The sequence below is a fragment of the Lelliottia wanjuensis genome (assembly GCF_030238365.1).
GTDB lineage: Bacteria > Pseudomonadota > Gammaproteobacteria > Enterobacterales > Enterobacteriaceae > Enterobacter > Enterobacter wanjuensis.
This window is the reverse complement of the sequence record NZ_JASSOT010000074.1, coordinates 1-24,592: the sequence shown is the minus strand read 5'-3', so window position 1 is coordinate 24,592 and position 24,592 is coordinate 1. Positions and strand designations below refer to the sequence as shown.

23 protein-coding genes and 1 pseudogene are annotated in these 24,592 nt (G+C 56.5%); 21 read left to right on the top strand and 3 right to left on the bottom strand.

Features of this window, described 5'->3' with window-relative positions:
• Positions 1-181: 181 nt before the first annotated feature.
• The 12 genes from rseD to acpS all read left to right on the top strand — a co-directional run bounded on the left by rseD (position 182) and on the right by acpS (position 9,597).
• Entirely contained in the window at positions 182-286 is a 105-nt protein-coding gene (gene rseD, locus QQF33_RS22625; RefSeq protein WP_228483504.1) for a rpoE leader peptide RseD, read from the top strand.
• Positions 283-858 carry an RNA polymerase sigma factor RpoE gene (rpoE, locus tag QQF33_RS22620; RefSeq protein ID WP_095282946.1) on the top strand — a complete coding sequence of 192 codons (576 nt, stop codon included), beginning with the start codon at positions 283-285 and terminating at the stop codon, positions 856-858. The genes rseD and rpoE overlap by 4 nt, the downstream gene beginning before the upstream one ends.
• 31 nt (positions 859-889) lie before the next feature.
• Positions 890-1,543 carry an anti-sigma-E factor RseA gene (gene rseA / locus QQF33_RS22615; protein ID WP_095282945.1) on the top strand — a complete coding sequence of 218 codons (654 nt, stop codon included), beginning with the start codon at positions 890-892 and terminating at the stop codon, positions 1,541-1,543.
• Entirely contained in the window at positions 1,543-2,496 is a 954-nt protein-coding gene (rseB, locus tag QQF33_RS22610) for a sigma-E factor regulatory protein RseB (protein ID WP_282494152.1), read from the top strand. Before rseA ends, rseB begins: the two co-directional genes overlap by 1 nt.
• The gene (gene rseC / locus QQF33_RS22605) at positions 2,493-2,969 is read left to right on the top strand and encodes a SoxR-reducing system protein RseC (protein WP_282494153.1); all 477 of its coding nucleotides are present in this window, start codon (positions 2,493-2,495) and stop codon (positions 2,967-2,969) included. Before rseB ends, rseC begins: the two co-directional genes overlap by 4 nt.
• A 185-nt stretch (positions 2,970-3,154) precedes the next feature.
• Entirely contained in the window at positions 3,155-4,954 is a 1,800-nt protein-coding gene (gene lepA / locus QQF33_RS22600) for a translation elongation factor 4 (protein ID WP_282494154.1), read from the top strand.
• 16 nt (positions 4,955-4,970) lie between these two features.
• Entirely contained in the window at positions 4,971-5,933 is a 963-nt protein-coding gene (gene lepB, locus QQF33_RS22595; protein ID WP_285158645.1) for a signal peptidase I, read from the top strand.
• 221 nt (positions 5,934-6,154) lie between these two features.
• A complete protein-coding gene (rnc, locus tag QQF33_RS22590; protein WP_095284345.1) occupies positions 6,155-6,835 on the top strand; it encodes a ribonuclease III in 681 nt (226 codons plus the stop codon).
• Positions 6,832-7,737 carry a GTPase Era gene (gene era, locus QQF33_RS22585; protein ID WP_282494156.1) on the top strand — a complete coding sequence of 302 codons (906 nt, stop codon included), beginning with the start codon at positions 6,832-6,834 and terminating at the stop codon, positions 7,735-7,737. Before rnc ends, era begins: the two co-directional genes overlap by 4 nt.
• 10 nt (positions 7,738-7,747) lie before the next feature.
• Complete coding sequence (recO, locus tag QQF33_RS22580) at positions 7,748-8,458, top strand: DNA repair protein RecO (protein WP_285149772.1); 711 nt, start codon at positions 7,748-7,750, stop codon at positions 8,456-8,458.
• Positions 8,459-8,485: 27 nt separating this feature from the next.
• Positions 8,486-9,217 carry a pyridoxine 5'-phosphate synthase gene (gene pdxJ / locus QQF33_RS22575; RefSeq protein ID WP_285154459.1) on the top strand — a complete coding sequence of 244 codons (732 nt, stop codon included), beginning with the start codon at positions 8,486-8,488 and terminating at the stop codon, positions 9,215-9,217.
• On the top strand, positions 9,217-9,597 hold the full coding sequence (acpS, locus tag QQF33_RS22570; protein WP_285146913.1) for a holo-ACP synthase: 381 nt from the start codon (positions 9,217-9,219) through the stop codon (positions 9,595-9,597). The genes pdxJ and acpS overlap by 1 nt, the downstream gene beginning before the upstream one ends.
• On the opposite strand, the gene QQF33_RS22565 is transcribed toward acpS, so the two are convergent.
• Together QQF33_RS22565 and QQF33_RS22560 are read right to left on the bottom strand one after the other, a co-directional pair.
• A complete protein-coding gene (locus QQF33_RS22565; protein ID WP_015960043.1) occupies positions 9,594-9,854 on the bottom strand; it encodes a YfhL family 4Fe-4S dicluster ferredoxin in 261 nt (86 codons plus the stop codon). The genes acpS and QQF33_RS22565 overlap by 4 nt on opposite strands.
• A 56-nt stretch (positions 9,855-9,910) precedes the next feature.
• Positions 9,911-10,759, bottom strand: coding sequence for a MurR/RpiR family transcriptional regulator (locus QQF33_RS22560; protein ID WP_285149774.1), 849 nt, complete (start codon positions 10,757-10,759; stop codon positions 9,911-9,913).
• 116 nt (positions 10,760-10,875) lie between these two features.
• On the opposite strand from QQF33_RS22560, the gene murQ reads away from it, so the two are divergent.
• Genes murQ through tadA form a run of 4 tightly spaced genes read left to right on the top strand, consistent with a single transcriptional unit; the run spans position 10,876 to position 14,347 of the window.
• Complete coding sequence (murQ, locus tag QQF33_RS22555) at positions 10,876-11,769, top strand: N-acetylmuramic acid 6-phosphate etherase (protein WP_282494162.1); 894 nt, start codon at positions 10,876-10,878, stop codon at positions 11,767-11,769.
• 13 nt (positions 11,770-11,782) lie between these two features.
• On the top strand, positions 11,783-13,144 hold the full coding sequence (locus tag QQF33_RS22550) for a PTS transporter subunit EIIC (protein WP_285158644.1): 1,362 nt from the start codon (positions 11,783-11,785) through the stop codon (positions 13,142-13,144).
• A gap of 3 nt (positions 13,145-13,147) precedes the next feature.
• Positions 13,148-13,783 carry a phosphatidylglycerophosphatase C gene (yfhb, locus tag QQF33_RS22545; protein ID WP_285158643.1) on the top strand — a complete coding sequence of 212 codons (636 nt, stop codon included), beginning with the start codon at positions 13,148-13,150 and terminating at the stop codon, positions 13,781-13,783.
• A 24-nt stretch (positions 13,784-13,807) separates the two neighbouring features.
• Entirely contained in the window at positions 13,808-14,347 is a 540-nt protein-coding gene (gene tadA, locus QQF33_RS22540) for a tRNA adenosine(34) deaminase TadA (protein ID WP_282494165.1), read from the top strand.
• Here tadA and mltF read toward each other — a convergent pair.
• Positions 14,235-15,800: pseudogene (gene mltF / locus QQF33_RS22535) on the bottom strand (membrane-bound lytic murein transglycosylase MltF); the annotation flags it as partial. The gene tadA and the pseudogene mltF sit on opposite strands and share 113 nt — an antisense overlap.
• Positions 15,801-16,051: 251 nt before the next feature.
• Between mltF and purL the strand changes: the two are divergent.
• From purL to glnB, 5 genes are all read left to right on the top strand, one after another.
• Positions 16,052-19,939: a phosphoribosylformylglycinamidine synthase gene (purL, locus tag QQF33_RS22530; protein ID WP_285158641.1), complete on the top strand. Its 3,888-nt coding sequence runs from the start codon at positions 16,052-16,054 to the stop codon at positions 19,937-19,939.
• A gap of 536 nt (positions 19,940-20,475) precedes the next feature.
• Positions 20,476-21,909 (top strand): two component system sensor histidine kinase QseE/GlrK, encoded by a 1,434-nt coding sequence (gene qseE / locus QQF33_RS22525; RefSeq protein WP_285158640.1) that lies wholly within the window; start codon positions 20,476-20,478, stop codon positions 21,907-21,909.
• Positions 21,906-22,670, top strand: coding sequence for a two-component system QseEF-associated lipoprotein QseG (gene qseG, locus QQF33_RS22520; RefSeq protein WP_285158639.1), 765 nt, complete (start codon positions 21,906-21,908; stop codon positions 22,668-22,670). The genes qseE and qseG overlap by 4 nt, the downstream gene beginning before the upstream one ends.
• Positions 22,667-24,004: a two-component system response regulator GlrR gene (gene glrR / locus QQF33_RS22515; RefSeq protein ID WP_282494174.1), complete on the top strand. Its 1,338-nt coding sequence runs from the start codon at positions 22,667-22,669 to the stop codon at positions 24,002-24,004. The genes qseG and glrR overlap by 4 nt, the downstream gene beginning before the upstream one ends.
• Before the next feature lie 80 nt (positions 24,005-24,084).
• Positions 24,085-24,423, top strand: a complete 339-nt coding sequence (gene glnB / locus QQF33_RS22510) for a nitrogen regulatory protein P-II (RefSeq protein ID WP_002914032.1) — start codon at positions 24,085-24,087, stop codon at positions 24,421-24,423.
• Positions 24,424-24,592 lie beyond the last annotated feature (169 nt).

Sequence of the window (24,592 nt, the reverse complement as noted above, 5' to 3'; positions counted from 1 at the left end):
AAGCAGATCGTTAGCTTCAGATTATGTGGTGAAATAAACCCTGTGTTGCGGTACTCTTCTGGCTGCAAAAATGCCATTTCTTATCAGAAACTGGGTACGTATCGTTAACAGACTTATAATGAGAGAAAATGAACAGTCTGCGACACGATGGACAAAAACAAACGCGTAACGGAACTTATTGATGAATAGACCCTCTAACCTCGTGCTTGCTCACATTGCAGTGTTTTTAGAGTGGCGTTTCGATAACGCGTGGAATTTAGGTTTGGGGAGACATTACCTCGGATGAGCGAGCAGTTAACGGACCAGGTCCTGGTTGAACGGGTCCAGAAGGGAGATCAGAAAGCCTTTAACTTACTGGTAGTGCGCTACCAGCATAAAGTGGCGAGTCTGGTGTCCCGCTACGTGCCGTCAGGAGACGTTCCTGATGTGGTACAAGAGTCTTTTATAAAGGCCTATCGTGCGCTGGATTCTTTCCGGGGAGATAGTGCTTTTTACACCTGGCTGTATCGTATTGCAGTCAATACAGCAAAGAATTATCTGGTCGCTCAGGGCCGTCGTCCGCCGTCTAGTGATGTGGATGCCATTGACGCTGAAAACTTCGAAAGCGGCGGCGCGTTGAAAGAAATTTCGAACCCTGAGAACTTAATGTTGTCAGAAGAACTGAGACAAATCGTTTTTCGCACGATCGAGGCACTCCCGGAAGATTTACGCATGGCAATTACCTTGCGGGAGCTTGATGGACTCAGCTATGAAGAGATAGCGGCCATCATGGATTGTCCGGTCGGAACGGTTCGTTCGCGAATCTTCCGTGCGCGAGAAGCTATTGATAATAAAGTTCAACCGCTTATCAGGCGTTGACGATAGCGGGATACTGGAAAAGGTATTAGGCATGCAGAAAGAAAAACTTTCCGCTTTAATGGATGGTGAAACGCTGGACAGTGAGCTGCTCAACGAGCTCTCTCACTCTCCCGAGATGCAAAAGACCTGGGAGAGTTACCATCTCATCCGCGACTCTATGCGCGGTGATACGGGCGATGTTCTCCATTTCGATATCTCTGCCCGCGTAATGGCGGCAATTGAGAACGAGCCTGTACATCAGACCACTCCGCTGATTCCTGAAGCCCAACCTGCGCCGCATCAATGGCAGAAGATGCCATTCTGGAAAAAAGTGCGTCCGTGGGCCAGTCAACTCACCCAAATGGGTGTGGCTGCATGCGTATCGCTTGCAGTTATCGTTGGCGTCCAGCACTATAACGGTCAATCAGAAGCTAACCAGCAGCCTGAAGCGCCAGTGTTCAACACACTGCCGATGATGGGTAAAGCAAGTCCGGTTAGTTTGGGTGTGCCAGCCGCCGATGCATCAGTCAGCCCGGGCCAGCAACAGCAGGTTCAGGAACAGCGTCGTCGCATTAATGCGATGCTGCAGGACTATGAGTTGCAGCGTCGTCTGCACTCTGAGCAGCTCCAGTTTGAGCAGGCACAGACCCAGCAGGCTGGTGTGCAAGTGCCAGGAAACCAAACTTTAGGAACGCAATCGCAGTAATGAAGCAACTTTGGTGCGCCATGTCCTTAGTGGCGGGTAGCCTGTTCTTCTCTGCCAACGCCTCGGCTGATTTATCGTCCGGGGCGTTGTTGCAGCAGATGAATATGGCGAGCCAGTCACTCAACTACGAGTTGGCCTTTATCAGTATCAACAAGCAGGGTGTAGAGTCGTTACGCTACCGCCATGCCCGACTTGATAACCAGCCGCTTGCCCAGCTTTTACAACTCGACGGCCCGCGCCGTGAAGTTGTTCAGCGCGGCAATGAAATCAGCTATTTCGAGCCAGGCCTTGAGCCGTTCACGCTCAATGGCGATTATATTGTCGATTCGCTTCCGGCTCTCATCTATACCGATTTTAAACGTCTGTCCCCATACTACGATTTCATCTCCGTTGGCCGCACGCGTATCGCGGACCGGCTGTGCGAAGTGATTCGCGTCGTGGCGAGAGACGGCACGCGTTACAGCTACATCGTGTGGATGGATGCGGAAAGCAAACTCCCTATGCGCGTTGATCTCCTCGATCGTGACGGCGAAACGCTGGAACAGTTCCGCGTCATCTCCTTCACGGTGGATGGTCAGGTGGGCAACAGCATGCAGAATCTGGCGAAAGCGAGCCTTCCGCCGCTGCTGTCAGTGCCCGCGGGCGATACGGTGAATTTCAACTGGGTGCCATCCTGGATCCCGCAAGGGTTCAGCGAAATCTCCAGCAGTCGTCGCCAGCTGCCGACCATTGAAACGCCGGTTGAGTCTCGTCTCTATTCTGATGGCCTGTTCAGCTTCTCGGTGAATATCAACCGCGCGACGGCGAACAGCAGCGATCAAATGCTGCGCACCGGCCGTCGGACCGTGAGCACCACCGTGCGCGACAACGCCGAAATCACCATTGTGGGTGAACTTCCCCCGCAAACGGCGAAGCGTATTGCTGACAGCATTAAATTCAGGACCGCACAATGATTAAAGAATGGGCCACCGTGGTCTCATGGCAAAATGGCGTCGCGCTGGTGAGCTGTGACGTGAAAGCGTCATGCAACAGCTGCGCTTCCCGTGCGGGGTGCGGCAGCCGCGTGCTTAATAAGTTAGGGCCGCAAACATCGCACACGATCTCTGTGCCGAGCGAACAGCCGTTGACCGTCGGTCAAAAGGTCGAGCTGGGCATTGCCGAAGGCAGCCTGTTAGGTTCCGCGATGCTGGTGTATCTCTCGCCGCTGGTGGGCTTGTTTGTGGTAGCCGGAATTTTCCAGATGCTGTTTGGCACCGATCTCGCGGCGATGAGCGGCGGAGCACTCGGTGGCGTGGGCGGTTTTATGCTGGCGCGCGGCTTTTCTCAGAAGCTCGCACAGAAAGAAGCCTGGCAGCCCATTATCCTCAGCGTGGGGCTCCCGCCGGACATGCTTCGTGTTGAAACGCTCTCTTCAGAAGCCCGGTAATTCATCGGGCTTTATCTTTATTTACATCCCTGAAAAGAAAACGTCCTTCCTTGACGCTATGCTTGGCTTGAAGAGCATTTCCTGGTGACGAAGATGTAGTGTAGAATGCTGCGTTTTCGCACTGAAAAACGTCAGGCTAAGAACAGCGGCCTCCAGGAATTCGTAAGGCATAATTATTTAACTATATGAAGAACATACGTAACTTTTCGATCATTGCTCACATTGACCACGGTAAGTCGACGCTGTCTGACCGTATTATCCAGATTTGCGGTGGCCTGTCTGATCGTGAAATGGAAGCCCAGGTACTGGACTCCATGGACCTGGAACGCGAACGTGGTATTACCATCAAAGCGCAGAGCGTGACGCTCGACTACAAAGCCCTTGATGGTGAAACCTATCAACTGAATTTCATCGACACCCCAGGCCACGTTGACTTCTCCTATGAAGTTTCTCGTTCGCTGGCGGCCTGCGAAGGCGCGCTGCTGGTGGTCGATGCCGGGCAGGGCGTAGAAGCTCAGACCCTGGCGAACTGCTACACCGCGATGGAAATGGATCTCGAAGTGGTGCCGGTTCTGAACAAAATCGACCTGCCAGCCGCCGATCCTGAGCGCGTAGCGGAAGAGATTGAAGACATCGTCGGCATTGATGCCGCTGATGCCGTGCGCTGCTCCGCGAAAACCGGTGTCGGTGTACCTGATGTGCTGGAACGCCTGGTGCGTGATATCCCGGCACCAGAAGGTGACGCAGATGCGCCGCTGCAGGCACTGATCATCGACTCCTGGTTCGATAACTACCTTGGCGTTGTCTCCCTGGTCCGTATTAAAAACGGCACCATGCGTAAAGGCGACAAAATCAAAGTGATGAGCACCGGTCAGGTGTACAACGCTGACCGTCTGGGCATCTTCACGCCGAAACAGGTTGACCGTACCGAACTGAAATGCGGCGAAGTAGGCTGGCTGGTATGTGCGATCAAAGACATTCTGGGCGCGCCAGTGGGCGATACCCTGACTCAGGCACGTAATCCGGCAGACAAAGCGCTCCCGGGCTTCAAAAAAGTGAAGCCACAGGTTTATGCGGGTCTGTTCCCGGTCAGCTCTGACGATTATGAAAACTTCCGTGACGCGCTTGGCAAGCTGAGTCTGAACGATGCTTCCCTGTTCTATGAACCAGAAAGCTCTACCGCGCTGGGCTTCGGCTTCCGCTGTGGCTTCCTGGGTCTGCTGCACATGGAGATCATTCAGGAACGTCTGGAGCGCGAATACGATCTGGATCTGATCACCACGGCACCGACCGTCGTGTATGAAGTTCAGACCACCAGCAAAGAGGTTATCTATGTCGACAGCCCGTCCAAGCTGCCGCCACTGAACAACATCGAAGAGCTGCGTGAGCCAATCGCGGAATGTCACATGCTGCTGCCGCAGGAGTTCCTCGGTAACGTCATTACGCTCTGTATCGAGAAGCGTGGCGTGCAGACCAACATGGTTTACCACGGTAACCAGGTGGCGCTGACCTATGAAATCCCGATGGCGGAAGTGGTGCTCGACTTCTTCGACCGTCTGAAGTCTACCTCTCGTGGCTATGCGTCACTGGACTACAACTTCAAACGTTTCCAGGCGTCCAACATGGTGCGTGTGGATGTGCTGATCAACGGCGATCGCGTGGATGCGCTGGCGCTGATCACCCACAACGATAACGCCCCGTACCGTGGCCGCGAACTGGTCGAGAAGATGAAAGAGCTGATCCCGCGTCAGCAATTTGATATCGCGATCCAGGCTGCCATTGGCAACCACATTATTGCCCGCTCAACGGTGAAACAGCTGCGTAAAAACGTCCTGGCGAAATGCTACGGCGGTGACGTCAGCCGTAAGAAGAAACTGTTGCAGAAACAGAAAGATGGTAAGAAACGTATGAAGCAGGTCGGTAACGTCGAACTGCCGCAGGAAGCGTTCCTGGCCATTCTGCACGTGGGCAAAGACGGAAAATAATCCTTAAGGAGTTGGCATGGCGAACATGTTTGCCCTGATCCTGGTCATTGCGACCCTGGTGACGGGGCTGTTGTGGTGTCTGGATAAGTTTATCTTTGCCCCGAAACGTCGCGAACGTCAGTCTGTGACGGGTGAACAGCTGGATGCGAAAACCCTGAAGAAAGTCGGCCCGAAACCGGGCTGGCTGGAAACCGGTGCTTCCGTCTTCCCGGTGCTGGCGATTGTTCTGGTGGTGCGTTCATTTATCTATGAACCTTTCCAGATCCCGTCCGGTTCGATGATGCCAACGCTTCTGATTGGCGATTTTATTCTGGTCGAGAAATTTGCCTACGGCATTAAAGATCCGATCTACCAGAAAACGCTCATCGAAACCGGCCATCCTAAACGCGGCGATATCGTGGTCTTCAAATACCCGGAAGATCCGCGTCTGGATTACATCAAACGTGCCGTCGGCTTGCCGGGCGACAAAGTGAACTACGATCCTGTGGCGAAAGAAGTGACCGTTCAGCCTGGCTGTAGCTCCGGTACGGCGTGTGAAAACGCGCTGCCGATCACCTACTCCAACGTTGAGCCAAGCGACTTCGTGCAGACCTTTGCCCGTCGTAACGGCGGGGAAGCGACCAGCGGTTTCTTCCAGCTGCCGAAAGGCGAAACCAAAGAGAACGGGATCCGTCTGGTTGAGCGTAAAGAGACCCTGGGCGACGTGACGCACCGTATTTTGACGGTACCGATCGCGCAGGATCAGCTGGGTATGTACTACCAGCAGCCAGGCCAGCAGCTTGCCACCTGGATTGTTCCGCCAGGACATTACTTCATGATGGGTGATAACCGCGATAACTCCGCGGACAGCCGTTACTGGGGCTTTGTTCCGGAAGCCAATCTGGTCGGTAAAGCGACCGCAATCTGGATGAGCTTCGAGAAGCAGGAAGGGGAGTGGCCGACTGGCGTTCGTCTGAATCGCATCGGCGCAATCCATTAATTCCTGATATTTGCACACGTAACCCTCTTAAATGAGGGTTACGTGAATTATTTAAGAGATAATCTCTCCTGGCTAACGACATACCCTGTCGTTGTGTATAGAATATTCCCCCGAAGTTTAAGGTTGGCGCTGACTCAGTGCCACGGCACACGAAACCGCGTTGGTCTTATCAGGTCGGTTTCGTGTGCTGCATTTTTGACGCATTCATTTACTGGTATCGCATGAACCCCATCGTAATTAATCGGCTTCAACGGAAGCTGGGCTACACTTTTCAGCATCAGGAGTTGTTGCAACAGGCATTAACCCACCGCAGTGCCAGCAGCAAACACAATGAGCGCCTCGAGTTTCTGGGTGACTCCATTTTAAGTTACGTGATCGCCAATGCGCTTTATCACCGCTTCCCTCGTGTGGATGAAGGTGATATGAGCCGTATGCGCGCCACGCTGGTGCGCGGCAATACGCTTGCCGAAATTGCACGTGAGTTTGAACTGGGCGAATGCCTGCGACTCGGGCCGGGTGAACTGAAAAGCGGTGGTTTTCGCCGTGAATCTATCCTCGCGGATACTGTCGAAGCATTAATCGGTGGTGTTTTCCTCGACAGCGATATTCAGACGGTTGAGCAACTCATTCTGAACTGGTATCAAACGCGTCTGGACGAAATTAGCCCGGGCGATAAACAAAAAGATCCTAAAACTCGTTTGCAGGAATATCTGCAGGGTCGCCACCTTCCTCTGCCATCCTATCTGGTGGTGCAGGTTCGCGGCGAAGCACACGATCAGGAATTTACCATCCATTGCCAGGTTAGCGGCCTGAGTGAACCGGTGGTTGGCACAGGTTCAAGCCGTCGTAAGGCGGAACAGGCTGCCGCCGAACAGGCGTTAAAAATGCTGGAGCTGGAATGAGCGAAGAAAAGAGTTACTGCGGTTTTGTTGCCATCGTCGGACGTCCGAACGTTGGCAAATCAACGCTGCTGAATAATCTGCTTGGGCAGAAAATTTCTATTACGTCCCGTAAGGCGCAAACCACGCGTCACCGTATCGTCGGTATTCACACTGAAGGCCCGTATCAGGCGATTTACGTCGATACCCCAGGCCTGCATATGGAAGAGAAGCGCGCGATCAACCGCCTGATGAACAAAGCGGCGAGCAGCTCTATCGGTGATGTGGAACTGATCATCTTCGTGGTTGAAGGCACCCGCTGGACGCCGGACGACGAGATGGTGCTGAACAAACTGCGCGACGGCAAATCGCCGGTTATTCTTGCGGTCAACAAAGTTGACAACGTGCAGGAAAAAGCCGATCTGCTGCCGCACCTGCAGTTCCTTGCAAGCCAGATGAACTTCCTCGACATCGTGCCGCTGTCCGCAGAAACGGGAATGAACGTCGACACCATCGCCGGTATCGTGCGTAAACATCTCCCGGAAGCGATTCATCACTTCCCGGAAGATTACATCACCGACCGTTCCCAGCGCTTTATGGCCTCTGAAATCATCCGTGAAAAACTGATGCGTTTCCTCGGGGCAGAACTGCCGTACTCCGTGACTGTGGAAATCGAACGTTTCCAGACGAACGAGCGCGGCGGTTACGACATCAACGGGCTGATCCTCGTTGAGCGTGAAGGTCAGAAGAAGATGGTGATCGGCAACAAAGGCGCCAAAATCAAAACCATCGGCATCGAAGCGCGTAAAGACATGCAGGAGATGTTCGAAGCACCGGTTCACCTTGAGCTGTGGGTGAAGGTGAAATCCGGCTGGGCTGATGACGAGCGCGCATTGCGTAGTCTCGGTTACGGCGACGACGTATAAGACAACGAACATGACTGAAGGCTGGCAGCGCGCATTCGTCTTGCACAGCCGTCCGTGGAGCGAAACCAGCCTGATGCTGGACGTCTTCACGGAAGAATCGGGTCGCGTGCGCCTTGTCGCAAAAGGCGCACGCTCCAAACGCTCTAACCTGAAGGGGGCATTACAACCCTTCACCCCGCTGCTGGTTCGCTTCGGTGGACGCGGTGAAGTCAAAACCCTGCGCAGTGCCGAAGCCGTCTCCCTGGCGCTTCCTCTGTCGGGTGTCACGCTCTATAGCGGTCTGTACGTCAACGAACTCATCTCCCGTGTTCTTGAACACGAAACCCGCTTCTCTGAACTCTTTTTCGATTATCTCCACTGCATCCAGGCGCTGGCTGGCGCAACGGGCACGCCCGAACCCGCATTACGTCGCTTCGAGCTGGCGCTGCTCGGCCATCTTGGCTATGGCGTGGATTTTCTCCATTGCGCGGGGAGCGGCGAATCCGTGGATGACGCCATGACCTACCGCTATCGGGAAGAGAAGGGATTTATTGCCAGCGTGGTGATTGATAACACGACGTTCACCGGGCGGCATCTCAGGGCGCTGTATGAACGAGAATTTCCTGACCAGGATACCTTACGCGCGGCAAAACGCTTTACCCGAATTGCCCTCAAGCCGTATCTTGGTGGTAAGCCTTTAAAGAGTCGCGAATTATTCAGGCAGTTTGTGCCAAAGCGTTAACGAACAATGAGAAAACCGAGGATTGTCATGGCTGAATTACTGTTAGGCGTCAACATCGATCACATTGCCACGCTGCGTAACGCGCGAGGCACTGCTTATCCTGATCCGGTTCAGGCGGCATTTATCGCCGAGCAGGCTGGCGCTGACGGCATTACCGTTCATCTGCGTGAAGACCGCCGCCACATCACCGATCGCGACGTTCGTATCCTGCGCCAGACGCTGGATACGCGTATGAATCTGGAGATGGCGGTGACGGAAGAGATGCTGGCGATCGCCTGCGAAACCCAGCCGCATTTCTGCTGCCTGGTGCCAGAGAAACGTCAGGAAGTGACCACCGAAGGCGGGCTGGATGTTGCCGGTCAGCGTGACAAAATGACCGATGCCTGCAAACGCCTCGCCGATGCGGGTATCCTGGTCTCCCTGTTTATTGACGCCGATTTCGAGCAGATCAAAGCCGCGGCCGACGTCGGTGCGCCGTATATCGAAATTCACACCGGCTGTTACGCGGACGCGAAAGATGAAGCTACCCAGGCCAAAGAGCTCGAACGCATTGCCAAAGCGGCCACCTACGCGGCGAGCCTCGGTCTGAAGGTCAACGCCGGTCACGGTCTGACCTATCACAACGTCAAAGCGATCGCTGAAATTCCGGAAATGCACGAGCTGAATATCGGCCATGCAATTATCGGGCGCGCAGTGATGAGCGGTCTGAAAGAGGCCGTTGCCGAAATGAAACGCCTGATGCTGGAAGCGCGTCAGTAATGGCGATTCTTGGCTTAGGTACGGATATCGTTGAAATTTCCCGCATCGAAGCGGTGATCGCCCGTAGCGGCGATCGCCTTGCCAGACGGGTGCTCAGCGACAACGAATGGGCCATCTGGGAAGCGCACCAACAGCCGGTGCGTTTTCTGGCGAAACGCTTTGCGGTCAAAGAAGCTGCCGCAAAAGCGTTCGGCACCGGGATTCGTAACGGACTGGCGTTTAATCAGTTTGAAGTGTTTAACGATGAGCTTGGCAAACCCCGTCTGCGGTTATGGGGCGAGGCGCAAAAACTGGCTGAAAAACTCGGTGTGAATCACATGCACGTGACGCTGGCAGACGAGCGTCATTACGCCTGCGCCACGGTAATTATCGAAAGTTAGACTTTGTCCGCGTGGTGCATCAGTACGAACTTATCCCACAGCTGTTCTTCTGATTCGGCGTGCGCCGGATCTTTCAGAATGGTATTGGGGATCGGGCAGACTTTCTGGCAGGTCGGCGTTTCGTAATGGCCGATGCACTCGGTGCAGCGGTCGCTGTTAATCTCATAGATGCTGTCACCCATCGAAATCGCCTCATTAGGGCATTCGGGTTCGCACATATCGCAATTGATGCATTTTTTGGTGATTAACAGCGCCATCAGGAAAATCTCAGAAACATCACAAACAGGGCGGGCATTATACGCTCATTCCCTGTTCAGACCAGTTTTTTTACCAGCTCTTCACTGTGACGAATGCGCTCTGGCGCATGCTCAAGATCCTGCTGGACCAGCGCCACAAACAGCAAATCCGTCAGCATCATCTGCGCGCTGGTGGAGGAAATGGCCGCGCTGCGGGTGGCCTGCTCCTCGGCGATGGTGTACAGGCATCGCGTAGCCCGTTGCTGCAGCGCATTCGGCGTAAAGCCGGTAATGGCGAGGATTTTCCCCCCAACGCGCAGCGCCTCGTCGGACGCCAGATTGATCTCGCGACGCTCCCCTGAGTAGGAGATGGCTAACAGCAGGTCGTCAGGCGTCATCGCCTGCACGGTAGAGAGCAGGGCGTGCATGTCCTGTTCAACCACCGCGTTATAGCCGATTTTGGTCAGCTTCCAGCCAAAGTTACGCGCCACCAGCCCGGACGCACCAATGCCGGTCAAAATGATGCGCCGCGCGGCGCGCAGCATCCCCACGCTCTCCAGCAATTTCTCTTCACTGTTCACATCCAGCGTAGCGTGCATCGCCGTGACGTTTTCTTTGATCAGTTTTTCGCCGACCAGACGCATCGGATCGTCGCCGCGGATTTGGTTGTGCAGCGGCATAGACTGCGGATTAGGGTTGTTGACCAGCGCTTCGCTGATCGCCAGCTTCAGCGCGGGAAAACCTTTAAAACCAATCTTTTGGGCGAACTTTACCACGCTCGACTGACTCACACCGGCCTCGCTGGCCAACTGCTGAGAACTCAGATGACGCGCACGATCGGGCTGCGCCAGCAGGAAGTCCGCCAGTTTTTTATCGCTCTGGGCAAAGCCCGCGTAACGCTGGCGAATACGAATTAAACAGTTCATACGCCTCCTGGCGAAATGTGATTGCTGCTGCAAAACAGAGTTTTGCTCGCCTGAATGAATTTTATATTCCATTATAGTACGGTTAATATGAATTAAAAATTCCTGAGGTACAAAAGATGAATCTTGGCTCACTCGTTTCCGAAACCCGTAATCCACAAACCATGGATCTCGACGCGCTCTCCACTCTCGACCTTGTTAACCGTTTTAATCAACAGGATACGCTGGTCGCGCTGGCAGTGAAAGAGACATTGCCCGAGGTGGCGAAAGCGGTCGATGCCGCCGCCGCCGCCCTGAAAGCCGGTGGACGCATTATTTACATGGGCGCGGGGACCAGCGGACGTCTCGGCGTGCTGGACGCCTCTGAATGCCCGCCAACCTTCGGCGTGCCGCACGGGCTGGTGGTCGGGCTGATTGCCGGGGGGCCTGGCGCGCTGCTTAAAGCGGTTGAAGGGGCCGAGGATGACAAACAGCTGGGGGCCGACGATCTTATCGCCATCAACCTGACCGAAAACGATCTGGTGGTTGGCCTGGCGGCCTCCGGGCGCACGCCTTATGTCATCGGCGGCCTGGAGTATGCGAACCAGTTGGGCTGCACGACGGTGGCCATCTCCTGTAATCCAGGTTCACCGATTGCTCAGGTGGCGGCCATTGCTATTTCGCCGGTCGTCGGACCGGAAGCCCTCACCGGCTCCACGCGTCTGAAATCAGGCACCGCGCAGAAACTGGTGCTGAACATGATCTCCACGGGCGCGATGGTCAAATTCGGCAAGGTCTATCAGAACCTGATGGTGGACATGAAAGCCACCAACATCAAGCTGGTGGACCGTGCCTGCCGCATGGTCGTTGAAGCCACCGGAGCCAGCCGCGAAGAGGCGGAAGCCGTTCTCCAGCAAACCGACCACGACGTTAAACCGGCCATTCTGATGATTTTGAGCGGATTGGACGCCACAGCGGCGCGAGCAAAACTGGAAGCCCATCAGGGATTCTTGCGCGCGGCATTACAAAACTAACACTGAGGCGTATATGGAAAAAACAGCAGCGCTCGCCAGCGACATCCTGCAGGGGATTGGCGGAGAGAAAAACATCCGCCGTCTCGAAAACTGCATGACGCGCGTGCGGGTCGAAGTTCAGGACGACGATCAGCTCGATCTGGCGCGTCTGAAAAAGCTCTCCGGCGTCAGCGGCTACGTGAAGCAGGGCGCACAGCACCAGCTGATCGTCGGACCGGGCAAAGCCGCGCAGGTCGTCGATGCGATGCGCGCCTTGATGACCGGGGAAAGCGCTGCAGCTTTAAGCGATGTCGATCGCAACAAAGCGCAGGCCAAAGCCAAATACAAAGCCCCAATGAGCGACGCGCTGCGCCAGCTGGCCAACGTCTTTATCCCCCTTATCCCGGCGTTTATCGCCTCGGGTCTGATTACCGGGATCATTAATATCCTCAAGCGCCCGGATATCGTCGGGGATTTTGCGACCCACTATCCAAATATGCTCGGCATTCTGGGCATCTTCGGCAGCGCGGTGTTCGCCATCATGAACATCCTGGTGGGGGTCAACGCGGCGAAAGTCTACGGCGGTTCGATGGCGATGGGCGGCGTGATGGCGGGGATCCTCTCCAGCCCGCAGCTCGCGCAAATCACCCTGTTTGGCGAGGCGCTCCAGCCAGGCCGCGGCGGTGTCATCGCAGTGCTGCTGGTGGTGGCCCTGATGTGCTGGATCGAAAAACGGCTGCGCAACCTGCTGCCGGGCTCGATCGAACTGATCCTCAACCCGCTGCTGACCACGCTTATCACCGGTACGGTCGCGATTGTGGCGCTCCAGCCGCTGGGCGGTCTGATCTCCGAGGCGATTGACCACGGCGCGACGATGGCTATCGATCGCGGCGGACTGCTGGTCGGTGCCGTGCTGTCGGGCACTTTCCTGCCGCTGGTATTGACCGGTCTGCATCAGGGACTGGTGCCGATCCACGTTGAGCTGGTCCAGGCCCACGGCTACAACGCACTGCTGCCAATCCTGTCGATGGCGGGGATGGGGCAGGTCGGTGCTGCGGTCGCCATTCTGATGAAAACCCGCAACGAACGTCTGAAAAAGGTGATTAAAGGCGCGATGCCGGTCGGGTTGCTGGGCATCGGCGAGCCGCTGATTTTCGGCGTCACGCTGCCGCTCGGCAAGCCGTTCCTTGCTGCCTGTATCGGTGGCGCAGTGGGTGGCGCGCTGATCAGCTACTGGAAAGTGGCGACGGTCATTACCTTCGGGATCTCCGGTTTACCGCTGGCATTAACCATCGTGACCGGAAAAGTCATGCTCTATCTGTTAGGCTGTTTAGTAGCAGTCATCGCCGGGTTCCTGATGACCTGGCTGTTAGGGTTCAACGATCCAGAGGAGTAAGGTTTGGTTAATCACGAGCGTCGCGTTGTCTTTTTCGATTTGGATGGAACGCTACATCAGCAGGATATGTTTGGCACATTTATGCGCTATCTGTTGCGTCGCCAGCCCCTGAACGCACTGCTCGTGCTGCCACTCCTGCCGATTATCGGGATTGCGCTGCTGGTAAAAGGGCGCGCGGCGCGCTGGCCCATGAGTCTGCTGTTGTGGGGTTGCACCTTTGGTCACAGCGACGCGCGGCTAAAACAGCTTCAGCAGGATTTCGTCCACTGGTTTCGCGGACATGTCACCGCGTTTCCGGTGGTTCAGGATCGTCTGACGCAATATCTCAACGCCAACGACGCCGATATCTGGCTGATTACCGGCTCGCCGCAGCCGCTGGTGGAGCAGGTCTATTTCGACACCCCCTGGCTGCCGCGCGTCAATCTGATTGCCACCCAGATGGGGCGCGCTTACGGCGGATGGGTACTGACGCTGCGCTGTCTGGGCCATGAGAAAGTGGTGCAGCTCGAGAAGAAAATCGGCACGCCGCTGCGTCTTTACAGCGGCTACAGCGACAGCAAGCAGGACAACCCGCTGCTCTATTTCTGCCAGCACCGCTGGCGCGTCACGCCGTCGGGCGAACTTCAGCAACTGGAATAGTGTTAACCATAACGGGTGTGTATAATGCCGCCCGCTTTCCAACTGGAGTACCTTTCGTTGTCTGACCTTGAACTCAACCATGAATACTGGATGCGCCACGCGCTCTCCCTTGCAAAACGCGCCTGGGATGAGGGCGAAGTACCCGTGGGTGCCGTTCTGGTGCATAACAATCAGGTGATTGGCGAAGGGTGGAACCGTCCGATTGGCCGCCACGATCCGACCGCGCATGCGGAAATCATGGCCCTGCGTCAGGGCGGGCTGGTACTGCAGAATTATCGTTTACTCGACACCACGCTGTACGTCACGCTCGAACCCTGCGTGATGTGCTCCGGCGCGATGGTTCACAGCCGCATCGGCACGCTGGTGTACGGCGCGCGGGATGAAAAGACCGGCGCGGCGGGGTCACTGATGGATGTGCTCGGGCACCCGGGTATGAACCACCAGGTGCAAATTATCGGCGGGGTGCTTGCACCAGACTGTTCGGGGCTATTAAGCGATTTCTTTCGAATGCGCCGTCAGCAGAAAAAGCAACAAAAGGCAGAACTGAAGTCGTCGGGTGATTAAGCTCATTCGGTGACACCACCGGATAGCTCTGCGCCAGCTGATTCGCCTCTATCACTTCCTTCTCTTTCTCCAGTAGATACCCTTCCAGGCTTATCTGGTACTTACGGATATTTTCCACATACGCGTAGGCCTCGTGCCCGCGCGCATAGCCGTAGGTGAGTTTGTTATACCAGGGCTTTTGGCTGAGCAGCGGCAGACGCTGTTTAACGTCAGACCAGCTGTCAGGATTACCTTTGGTTTTGGCGGTCAACGCCCGCGCGTCGAGCATGTGCGCGTAACCCATGTTGTAGGCCGCCAGCGCAAACCAGATCCGCTCCTCTTCCGGCACCGTCTCTGGTACTTTTGCCATCATATCCTGCAGATAGCGCGCGCCGCCGCTGATGCTCTGTTCCGCATCGGTACGGTCCGTCAGACCGAGGCTTTGCGCAGTATTCTTGGTGAGCATCATCAGGCCGCGCACGCCGGTCGGGGAAGTCGCCTGCGCGTCCCAGTGAGATTCCTGATAGGAAATCGCCGCCAGCAGACGCCAGTCGATCTCCTCGGCGTATTTCTCAAACAGCGGCTGGAGATCCGGCAGAACGCTATCCACCGCGCGCAGGAAGCTGCGGGTATCGACGTAATCGAAATCCCCGCCGTGGCCGAGATACTTCTCCTCAAGACGTGCGAGCGTGCCGTCTTCATTCATCGAATTAAAGAAATCGAGCATCGCGGCGGAGAGGGTTTGATCCTCGTCGAGAGGGCTAAACCAGGTGACGGGCTGTTCGTCGGTCACATCCAGCGCCACCGCAATCTCCGGGTGCACGCGCTGGAACAAGCTGATCGCCACCGAATCGGCGATGGTATACGCCAGCTTTTTGTCTTTTACCTGTTCCAGCAGCGCCGTGGTGCCGAGCTTCTCGTCGACCTTCCAGCTGAGATCGGGGAATTTCTTCTCTTTGAGGGAGCGCAGATCCTCAATCACCACATGCCCGGGGGCGATAGTGAGCTGGTGATCGGTCAGCGTGGCAAGAGTGCGGGGGCGCAAACTGCCGACGCGATAGACCAGCTGCTGCGAAACGGAATAGTAGGTTGGCCCTGGCTGATAGCTTTTGCTGCGCTCGCTGTTATAGACCAGCCCGGCGGCCAGCATATCGGCATCGTCGTTATCCAGGTCGTCAAACAGCTGGCTGATATTCTGGCGAACGGTGATTTTGAGCTTCACGCCCAGGTAGTCGGCAAACTGCTGCGCCAGCTCGTAATCGAGACCGGTGATTTTGCCGTTCACATTGTTGTAGGTCAGCGGAGAGCTGATCGTACTGACGCGCAGCTCCCCCCGCGATTGGATCGCGGCGATACGGTTTTCGGCTTTGCCGAACCAGGGGATAGAAGGCCAGAGGGCCGCTGCCAGCAGCAATGTCACAATGCCGATGAGCAGATAATTAATCTTTAATTTTTTCAATTAGTTAATTCTCTGCGCCGTGCGTTGCCTCAGTGTGCTGTAGCCATGTTGATTATAAGGTTTGCCATTGATTGAGCGGCATTTTGCGCAAACTTGCGTCAGTTGGCAACAAATTAGAGAGACAGGTCACACCGATGGATAAAAAGGCGAGATGATTTTATTTCGACGCAAACGGTTTCGTCGGCGCTCAGGATTCTCTATAATGACGCCCGTTTTCCCCTTGCGCACACTGTAAGCGCCTCAGGCGCTTCGAAGACGAGAGACTTATGATGGAAATTCTGCGTGGTTCGCCTGCACTGTCTGCCTTCCGTATCAACAAACTGCTGGCACGTTTTCAGGCAGCCGACCTTCCGGTAAGCAATATTTACGCTGAGTATGTCCATTTTGCTGACCTGAATGCTCCCTTAAATGCGCAGCAGCGCGAGCAGCTTGAACGTCTGCTCAAGTATGGCCCGAGCCTGAGCAGCCATACGCCAACCGGCAAACTTGTCCTTGCGACGCCTCGCCCTGGCACCATCTCCCCCTGGTCTTCTAAAGCCACTGACATCGCCCACAACTGCGGCCTGAGCCAGATCAATCGTCTGGAACGCGGCGTGGCGTACTACGTTGAAGCCTCAACCCTGACCGCAGAACAGTGGCAGACCGTCGCCGACGAGCTGCACGACCGCATGATGGAGAGCGTTTTCGCGACGCTTGATGACGCACAGCAGCTCTTCTCTCACCATCAGCCTGCGCCGGTACAGAGCGTGGATCTGCTGGGCGAAGGCCGTCAGGCGCTGATTGACGCCAACCTGCGTCTCGGTCTGGCACTGGCCGACGACGAGATTGACTACCTGCAGGATGCGTTCGTGAAGCTGAACCGCAATCCGAACGACATCGAACTCTATATGTTCGCGCAGGCCAACTCCGAGCACTGCCGCCATAAGATTTTCAACGCCGACTGGATTATCGACGGCGAAGAGCAGCCGAAGTCGCTGTTCAAAATGATCAAAAACACCATGGAACAAACGCCAGAGCATGTTCTGTCTGCCTATAAAGACAACGCGGCGGTGATGGAAGGTTCCGAGGTAGGCCGCTTCTTCGCCGACCGCGAAGCAGGGCGCTATGACTTCCATCAGGAGCCAGCGCATATCCTGATGAAAGTGGAAACACACAACCACCCGACGGCGATTTCTCCGTGGCCGGGTGCGGCGACCGGTTCCGGCGGCGAAATCCGTGACGAAGGCGCAACCGGACGCGGCGCAAAACCGAAAGCGGGCCTGGTCGGTTTCTCCGTCTCCAACCTGCGTATTCCTGGCTTTGAACAGCCGTGGGAAGAAGATTTCGGCAAGCCGGAGCGCATCGTCACCGCGCTCGACATCATGACCGAAGGCCCACTGGGCGGCGCGGCGTTTAACAACGAATTTGGTCGCCCGGCCCTGAACGGCTACTTCCGTACCTATGAAGAGAAAGTCGACAGCCACAACGGCGAAGAGCTGCGCGGCTACCACAAGCCGATCATGCTGGCAGGCGGGATCGGCAACATCCGCGCCGATCACGTGCAGAAAGGTGAGATCACCGTCGGCGCGAAGCTGATCGTCCTCGGCGGCCCGGCGATGAACATCGGCCTGGGCGGCGGGGCGGCTTCTTCAATGGCATCCGGTCAGTCTGACGCGGATCTCGATTTCGCCTCCGTCCAGCGCGACAACCCGGAAATGGAACGTCGCTGCCAGGAAGTGATCGACCGCTGCTGGCAGCTTGGTGACGCCAACCCGATTCTGTTCATCCACGACGTCGGCGCGGGCGGTCTCTCTAACGCCATGCCGGAGCTGGTGAGCGACGGCGGACGCGGCGGCAAATTCAACCTGCGCGACATCCTGAGCGATGAGCCTGGCATGAGCCCGCTGGAAATCTGGTGTAACGAATCCCAGGAACGCTACGTGCTGGCGGTCTCTCCTGATCAGCTGCCGCTGTTCGACGAACTGTGCCGTCGCGAGCGCGCGCCGTACGCGGTCATCGGTGAAGCAACGGAAGAGCTGCACCTGAGCATGAAGGATCCGCATTTCGACAATCAGCCGATTGACCTGCCGCTCGACGTGCTGCTGGGCAAAACGCCGAAGATGACCCGCAATGTGGAAACCCGCAAAGCCGCGGGCAAAGCGCTGGATGTGCGCGGCATCTCGATTGCCGACGCGGTGAATCGCGTTCTGCACCTGCCAGCCGTCGCAGAAAAAACCTTCCTCGTGACCATCGGCGACCGATCGGTGACCGGTATGGTGGCCCGCGATCAGATGGTCGGCCCGTGGCAGATCCCGGTGGCGAACTGCGCGGTGACTACTGCGAGTCTCGACAGCTACTACGGTGAAGCGATGGCGCTGGGCGAACGTACCCCGGTGGCGCTGCTGGACTTTGCGGCCTCTGCCCGTCTGGCGGTCGGTGAAGCGCTGACTAACATCGCGGCGACCCAGATCGGCGACATCAAACGCATCAAACTCTCCGCCAACTGGATGGCCGCAGCCGGTCACCCTGGCGAAGATGCTGGCCTGTACGAAGCGGTAAAAGCGGTGGGCGAAGAGCTCTGCCCGGCGCTGGGTCTGACCATTCCGGTCGGCAAAGACTCTATGTCGATGAAAACCCGCTGGCAGGAAGGCAACGAACAGCGCGAGATGACCTCTCCTCTGTCGCTGGTCATCACCGCCTTTGCCCGCGTGGAAGATGTGCGTCACACCATCACTCCGCAGCTGGTCACGGAAGATAACGCCCTGCTGCTGATTGATCTCGGCAAAGGCCACAACGCCCTCGGCGCGACCGCGCTGGCGCAGGTGTATCGTCAACTCGGCGACAAACCGGCAGACGTGCACGACGTGGCGCAGCTGAAAGGCTTCTACGACGCCATTCAGGCGCTGGTGGCTGAACGTAAGCTGCTGGCCTATCACGACCGTTCAGACGGCGGCCTGCTGGTGACGCTGGCGGAGATGGCCTTTACCGGCCACTGCGGCGTGGAAGCGAACATCGCCACGCTGGGCGAAGATCGTCTGGCCGCGCTGTTTAACGAAGAGCTGGGTGCGGTGATTCAGGTGCGTGCGGCGGATCGCGAAGCGGTCGAAGCGCTGCTGGCGAAACATGGCCTGGCGGATTGCGTGCACTATCTGGGTAAAGCCGTCACCGGCGATCGTTTTGTTATTGAAGCTGATGGTCATGCGGTCTTCAGCGAAAGCCGCTCTCGTCTTCGTATGTGGTGGGCCGAAACCACCTGGCAGATGCAGCGTCTGCGCGACAACCCGGAGTGCGCCGACCAGGAGCATGAAGCGAAAGCGAATGACAGCGATCCTGGCCTGAATGTGAAGCTCTCCTTCGACATCAACGAAGACGTGGCGGCACCGTACATCTCGACCGGCGCGCGTCCGAAAGTGGCGGTTCTGCGCGAGCAGGGCGTGAACTCCCACGTCGAAATGGCCGCAGCGTTCCACCGCGCGGGCTTTGACGCTATCGACGTTCACATGAGCGATCTGCTGGCAGGACGCACCGGCCTGGACGACTTCCAGGCGCTGGTGGCCTGCGGTGGTTTCTCTTATGGCGACGTGCTGGGTGCAGGCGAGGGCTGGGCGAAGTCCATCCTGTTCAACAATCGCGTGCGCGATGAGTTCGAAACCTTCTTCCATCGCCCGCAGACGCTGGCGCTGGGCGTGTGTAACGGCTGCCAGATGATGTCGAATCTGCGCGAACTGATTCCGGGCAGCGACGCCTGGCCGCGCTTTGTGCGTAACCAGTCCGACCGCTTCGAAGCGCGTTTCAGCCTGGTGGAAGTGACCCAAAGCCCGTCTCTGCTGCTGCAGGGGATGGTGGCCTCGCAGATGCCGATTGCCGTTTCTCACGGCGAAGGGCAGGTGGAAGTGCGCGATGCGGCGCATCTCGCCACGCTCGAAAGCAAAGGGCTGGTAGCCCTGCGCTTCGTCGATCACTTCGGCAAAGTGACGCAAACTTACCCGGCAAACCCGAACGGCTCTGCAAACGGCATCACCGCCGTGACCAGCGAAAGCGGCCGCGCCACCATCATGATGCCGCACCCGGAGCGTGTGTTCCGCACCGTGAGCAACTCCTGGCACCCGGAAAACTGGGGCGAGGACAGCCCATGGATGCGCATCTTCCGCAATGCGCGTAAACAGCTGGGCTAAGGTTTAACGCAGTTGTCTTTGTAGGCCCGGTAAGCGTGAGCGCCACCGGGCTTTTTTATGTCTGTCGCAAAATTGCGACAAACCCATAACATGGATGTCTCCAAAAGGAGACATGTAAGGCATTGATTTATAAGAGGCATGAAAAGGCGGTAAGAAGGTGTATCTATTTAGCGACACTTAGCCTGGAAATTGTTCAGCCATCAATTAACGCGTTAATGCCATAAAACTGTTATGTTACAGTAAGATAATAATTTGTTTTGCATTCTGGCACGGGTGTTGCATAATATTAACCAGTGGCTCATTCACCCTCTTATGTCAGCCCCTTCGGGACGCGCTACATAAACTTCGAATGACGCACAACAAGGTGCCTGCCGTCCAACTACTGATCATAGCGATGCTTTATCAGACCCAGGGCGAAACGTCGAGTAAGGCACCGCCTCATTTCACAACAAAGCCGGGTTTTTACCCGGCTTTGTTGTATCTAAAGGGCTGACTCAGTTAGCATCACTCAACACCCACATTGAGAGAGTCATGCGTTGAAACGCTGGTCAATTTTCCCTCGCTCCCTGCGACAGCTCGTTATGATGGCATTCTTGCTGATCCTGTTACCGCTGCTGGTTCTGGCCTGGCAGGCGTGGCAAAGCCTCAATGCGCTCAGCGCCCAGGCGGCGCAAACCAACCGCACCACGCTGGTTGACGCCCGCCGCAGCGAGGCGATGACCAACGCCGCGCTGGAGATGGAGCGCAGCTATCGTCAGTACTGCGTGCTCGACGACCGCACGCTGGCGAAGGTCTATCAGAACCAGCGCAAACGCTACAGCGAAATGCTGGACGCCCACGCGGGCGTACTCCCCGATGACAAACTCTATCAGGCGCTGCGCCAGGATCTGAACGACCTGGGGCAGCTGCAGTGCAAAAACAGCGGCCCGGATGAGGTCGCCACCGCTAAGCTCGAAGCCTTTGCCAGCGCCAACACCGAGATGGTGCAATCCACTCGCGCGGTGATTTCATCCCGTGGGCTGCAGTTACAGCAGGAGATCGCTGAGCGCGGTCAGTTCTTTGGCTGGCAGGCGCTGGTGCTGTTTCTGGTCAGCCTCGGGCTGGTGCTGCTCTTCACCCGAATGATCATCGGCCCGGTGAAGGGCATCGAACGGATGATCAACCGTCTGGGGGAGGGCAAGTCTCTCGGCAACACCGTCGTATTCAAAGGGCCACGCGAGCTGCGCTCCGTTGGGCAGCGCATCATCTGGCTTTCGGAACGTCTTCAGTGGCTGGAATCTCAGCGCCATCAGTTTTTGCGTCACATCTCTCATGAACTGAAAACACCTCTCGCCAGTATGCGCGAAGGTACCGAGCTGTTGGCCGACGAAGTGGCGGGGCCGCTGACCACCGAACAAAAAGAGATTGTCGAAATCCTGGATGACAGCAGCCGCAACCTGCAAAAGCTGATTGAACAACTGCTTGATTACAATCGCAAACTGGCTGACGGTGCCGTCGAGCTGGAAAAAGTGGAGATAGAACCGCTGGTCGATATGGTGCTCTCCGCCCACAGCCTGCCTGCGCGAGCTAAAATGATGCATACCGAGCTGGATCTCCAGGAGTCAGTCTGTTTTGCCGAACCTATGCTATTAATGAGTGTGCTGGATAATCTTTATTCCAATGCGGTGCACTATGGTACTGAATCCGGTAACATTTATATTCGCAGTTTTACCCACAATTCACGGGTCTGTATTGACGTCGCCAACACCGGTAGTCCTATTCCGGATGACGAACAGAAGATGATTTTTGAGCCCTTTTTCCAGGGAAGTCATCAGCGAAAAGGTGCGGTAAAAGGGAGCGGTTTGGGCTTAAGCATTGCCCGCGATTGCATCAGGCGCATGCACGGGGAGTTGTACATCTCCCACGACGATCGCGCGGATGTCTGTTTTCGCATTGAGGTGCCCCTTGAGCCGGAAAAATCAATGAAATGAATCTAAGTCTGGTGAGTATGTCACACGTCTTTTTCCGCGCGTTTAGCGCGACGTTTTCCAGCAAAATTTTACGAATCGGTCTGCCATGCTTACTGCTGGCGGGCTGTGTGCCGCACACGCCAAAAAGCGCGATCAGCGATAAACAAGACGATAAATACCCTGAGCATCAGCTGGCGGATTTCCTGTCGACCGACTGCGATAACATCTGGCAGCTCAGCGGCCATGATGTCGAATCCAACCCGCTGTTCTGGCTGCGCGGCATGGATTGCGCAGAGCGTTTAGCCCCCGCCGTGGCCCGCGCGCAGGCTCATCAGTGGGCCGACGACACCTGGCAGGACACCTTCAAGCGCGGCATCCTGCTGGCTAATGCCAAAATCAATCCGGTTGAGCGCCGCAACAATACTTCGCGGATGGATGCGCTCAGCCCGCAGATCCCCGCGCAAATTCGCCCGCTCTATCAGCTTTGGCGCGACGGGCAGGTACTGCAGTTACAGCTCGCCGAAGAGCGCTCACGCTACAGTAAGCTGCAACAGTCTGCGGACGGGGAACTGGATACCCTGCGCCAGCAGCAGCAATATTTACGCTCCCAGCTTGATACCACCACCCGCAAGCTGGAAAACCTGACGGATATTGAACGGCAGCTCTCCACCCGCAAGCCCTCCAGCAACTATTTGCCGGATAATACAAAAGGCACTGCGCAGCCCGCCAAAGCGCCGGAGCAGGAGAGCGAGACGCCGAAACAAGAGGACGAGAAGCCATGACAAGCCGCAAACCTGCCCATCTCCTGCTGGTGGATGACGATCCCGGCCTGCTCAAGCTGCTGGGAATGCGTCTGGTCAGCGAAGGCTACAGCGTGGTCACCGCCGAAAGCGGCGCGGAAGGGCTGAAAGCGCTGGGCCGTGAGAAGGTCGATCTGGTGATAAGCGATCTGCGCATGGACGAGATGGACGGGATGCAGCTGTTTGTCGAAATCCAGAAGCTGCAGCCGGGTATGCCGGTGATCATTCTCACCGCTCACGGCTCAATCCCCGATGCGGTCGCCGCCACACAGCAGGGCGTATTCAGCTTCCTGACCAAACCGGTGGACAAAGACGCGCTCTACAAAGCCATCGACGATGCGCTGGAACACTCCGCCCCGTCGGTGGATGAGAAGTGGCGCGAATCGATTGTCACTCGCAGCCCTATAATGCTGCGCCTGCTGGAGCAGGCGCGGATGGTCGCCCAGTCGGACGTCAGCCTGCTGATCAACGGCCAGAGCGGGACCGGGAAAGAGATTTTGGCCCAGGCGATCCACAACGCCAGCCCGCGCAGTAAAAATGCCTTTATCGCCATCAACTGCGGCGCGCTGCCGGAGCAACTGCTGGAATCGGAACTCTTTGGCCATGCGCGCGGAGCCTTCACCGGCGCGGTCAGCAGCCGGGAAGGGCTGTTCCAGGCGGCGGAAGGCGGCACGCTGTTCCTGGATGAGATTGGCGATATGCCCGCGCCGCTGCAGGTGAAGTTGCTGCGCGTATTGCAGGAGCGCAAAGTGCGCCCGCTCGGCAGCAACCGGGATATCGACATCAACGTGCGCATCATTTCCGCAACGCACCGCGATCTGCCGAAAGCGATGGAGCGCAAAGAGTTCCGCGAAGATCTCTATTACCGCCTCAACGTCGTGAACCTGAAAATCCCCGCACTCGCCGAGCGTTCGGAAGATATTCCGCTGCTGGCAAACCATCTGCTGCGTCAGTCGGCCGATCGGCATAAACCTTTCGTACGCGCGTTTTCTACCGATGCGATGAAACGTCTGATGACCGCCAGCTGGCCGGGCAACGTGCGCCAACTGGTGAACGTGATCGAGCAGTGTGTAGCGCTCACCTCTTCGCCGGTGATCAGCGATGCGCTGGTGGACCAGGCGCTGGAGGGCGAAAACACGGCGCTGCCGACCTTCGTCGAAGCGCGTAACCAGTTCGAGCTCAACTATCTGCGCAAGCTGCTGCAGATCACCAAAGGCAACGTCACCCACGCCGCGCGCATGGCCGGGCGTAACCGCACCGAGTTCTACAAACTGCTGTCGCGCCACGAGCTGGAAGCGAACGATTTTAAAGAGTAGTACCGCAAAATTTGACTGACTATGATACTGTGAGCAATCGATTACGAGGCTACAGACAGGCGAGCGTTTAAGGACCCACCATGAAAAAGATTGATGCGATTATTAAACCTTTCAAACTGGATGATGTGCGTGAAGCGCTGGCGGAAGTCGGTATCACCGGGATGACAGTCACCGAAGTGAAAGGCTTTGGTCGCCAGAAAGGTCATACCGAGTTGTACCGTGGCGCAGAGTACATGGTGGATTTCCTGCCGAAAGTGAAAATCGAAATTGTGGTGACCGACGATATCGTGGATACCTGCGTGGATACCATTATTCGCACGGCGCAGACCGGTAAAATTGGTGACGGCAAGATCTTCGTCTTTGACGTGGCGCGCGTGATCCGTATTCGTACGGGTGAAGAAGACGACGCGGCGATTTAAGCAAAGGGGTGCGGTCTGATGCCCTCACCCCAACCCTCTCCCTGTACGGTCCGGGGACATCATGAACACTTGTTCGGGGACATGGTAGACACTTACAACTAAGGCATACGAACCCGTTTATGGAGTCGCTTATGCCCTGGGATGAGAGAGATACCATGTCATTACGTAC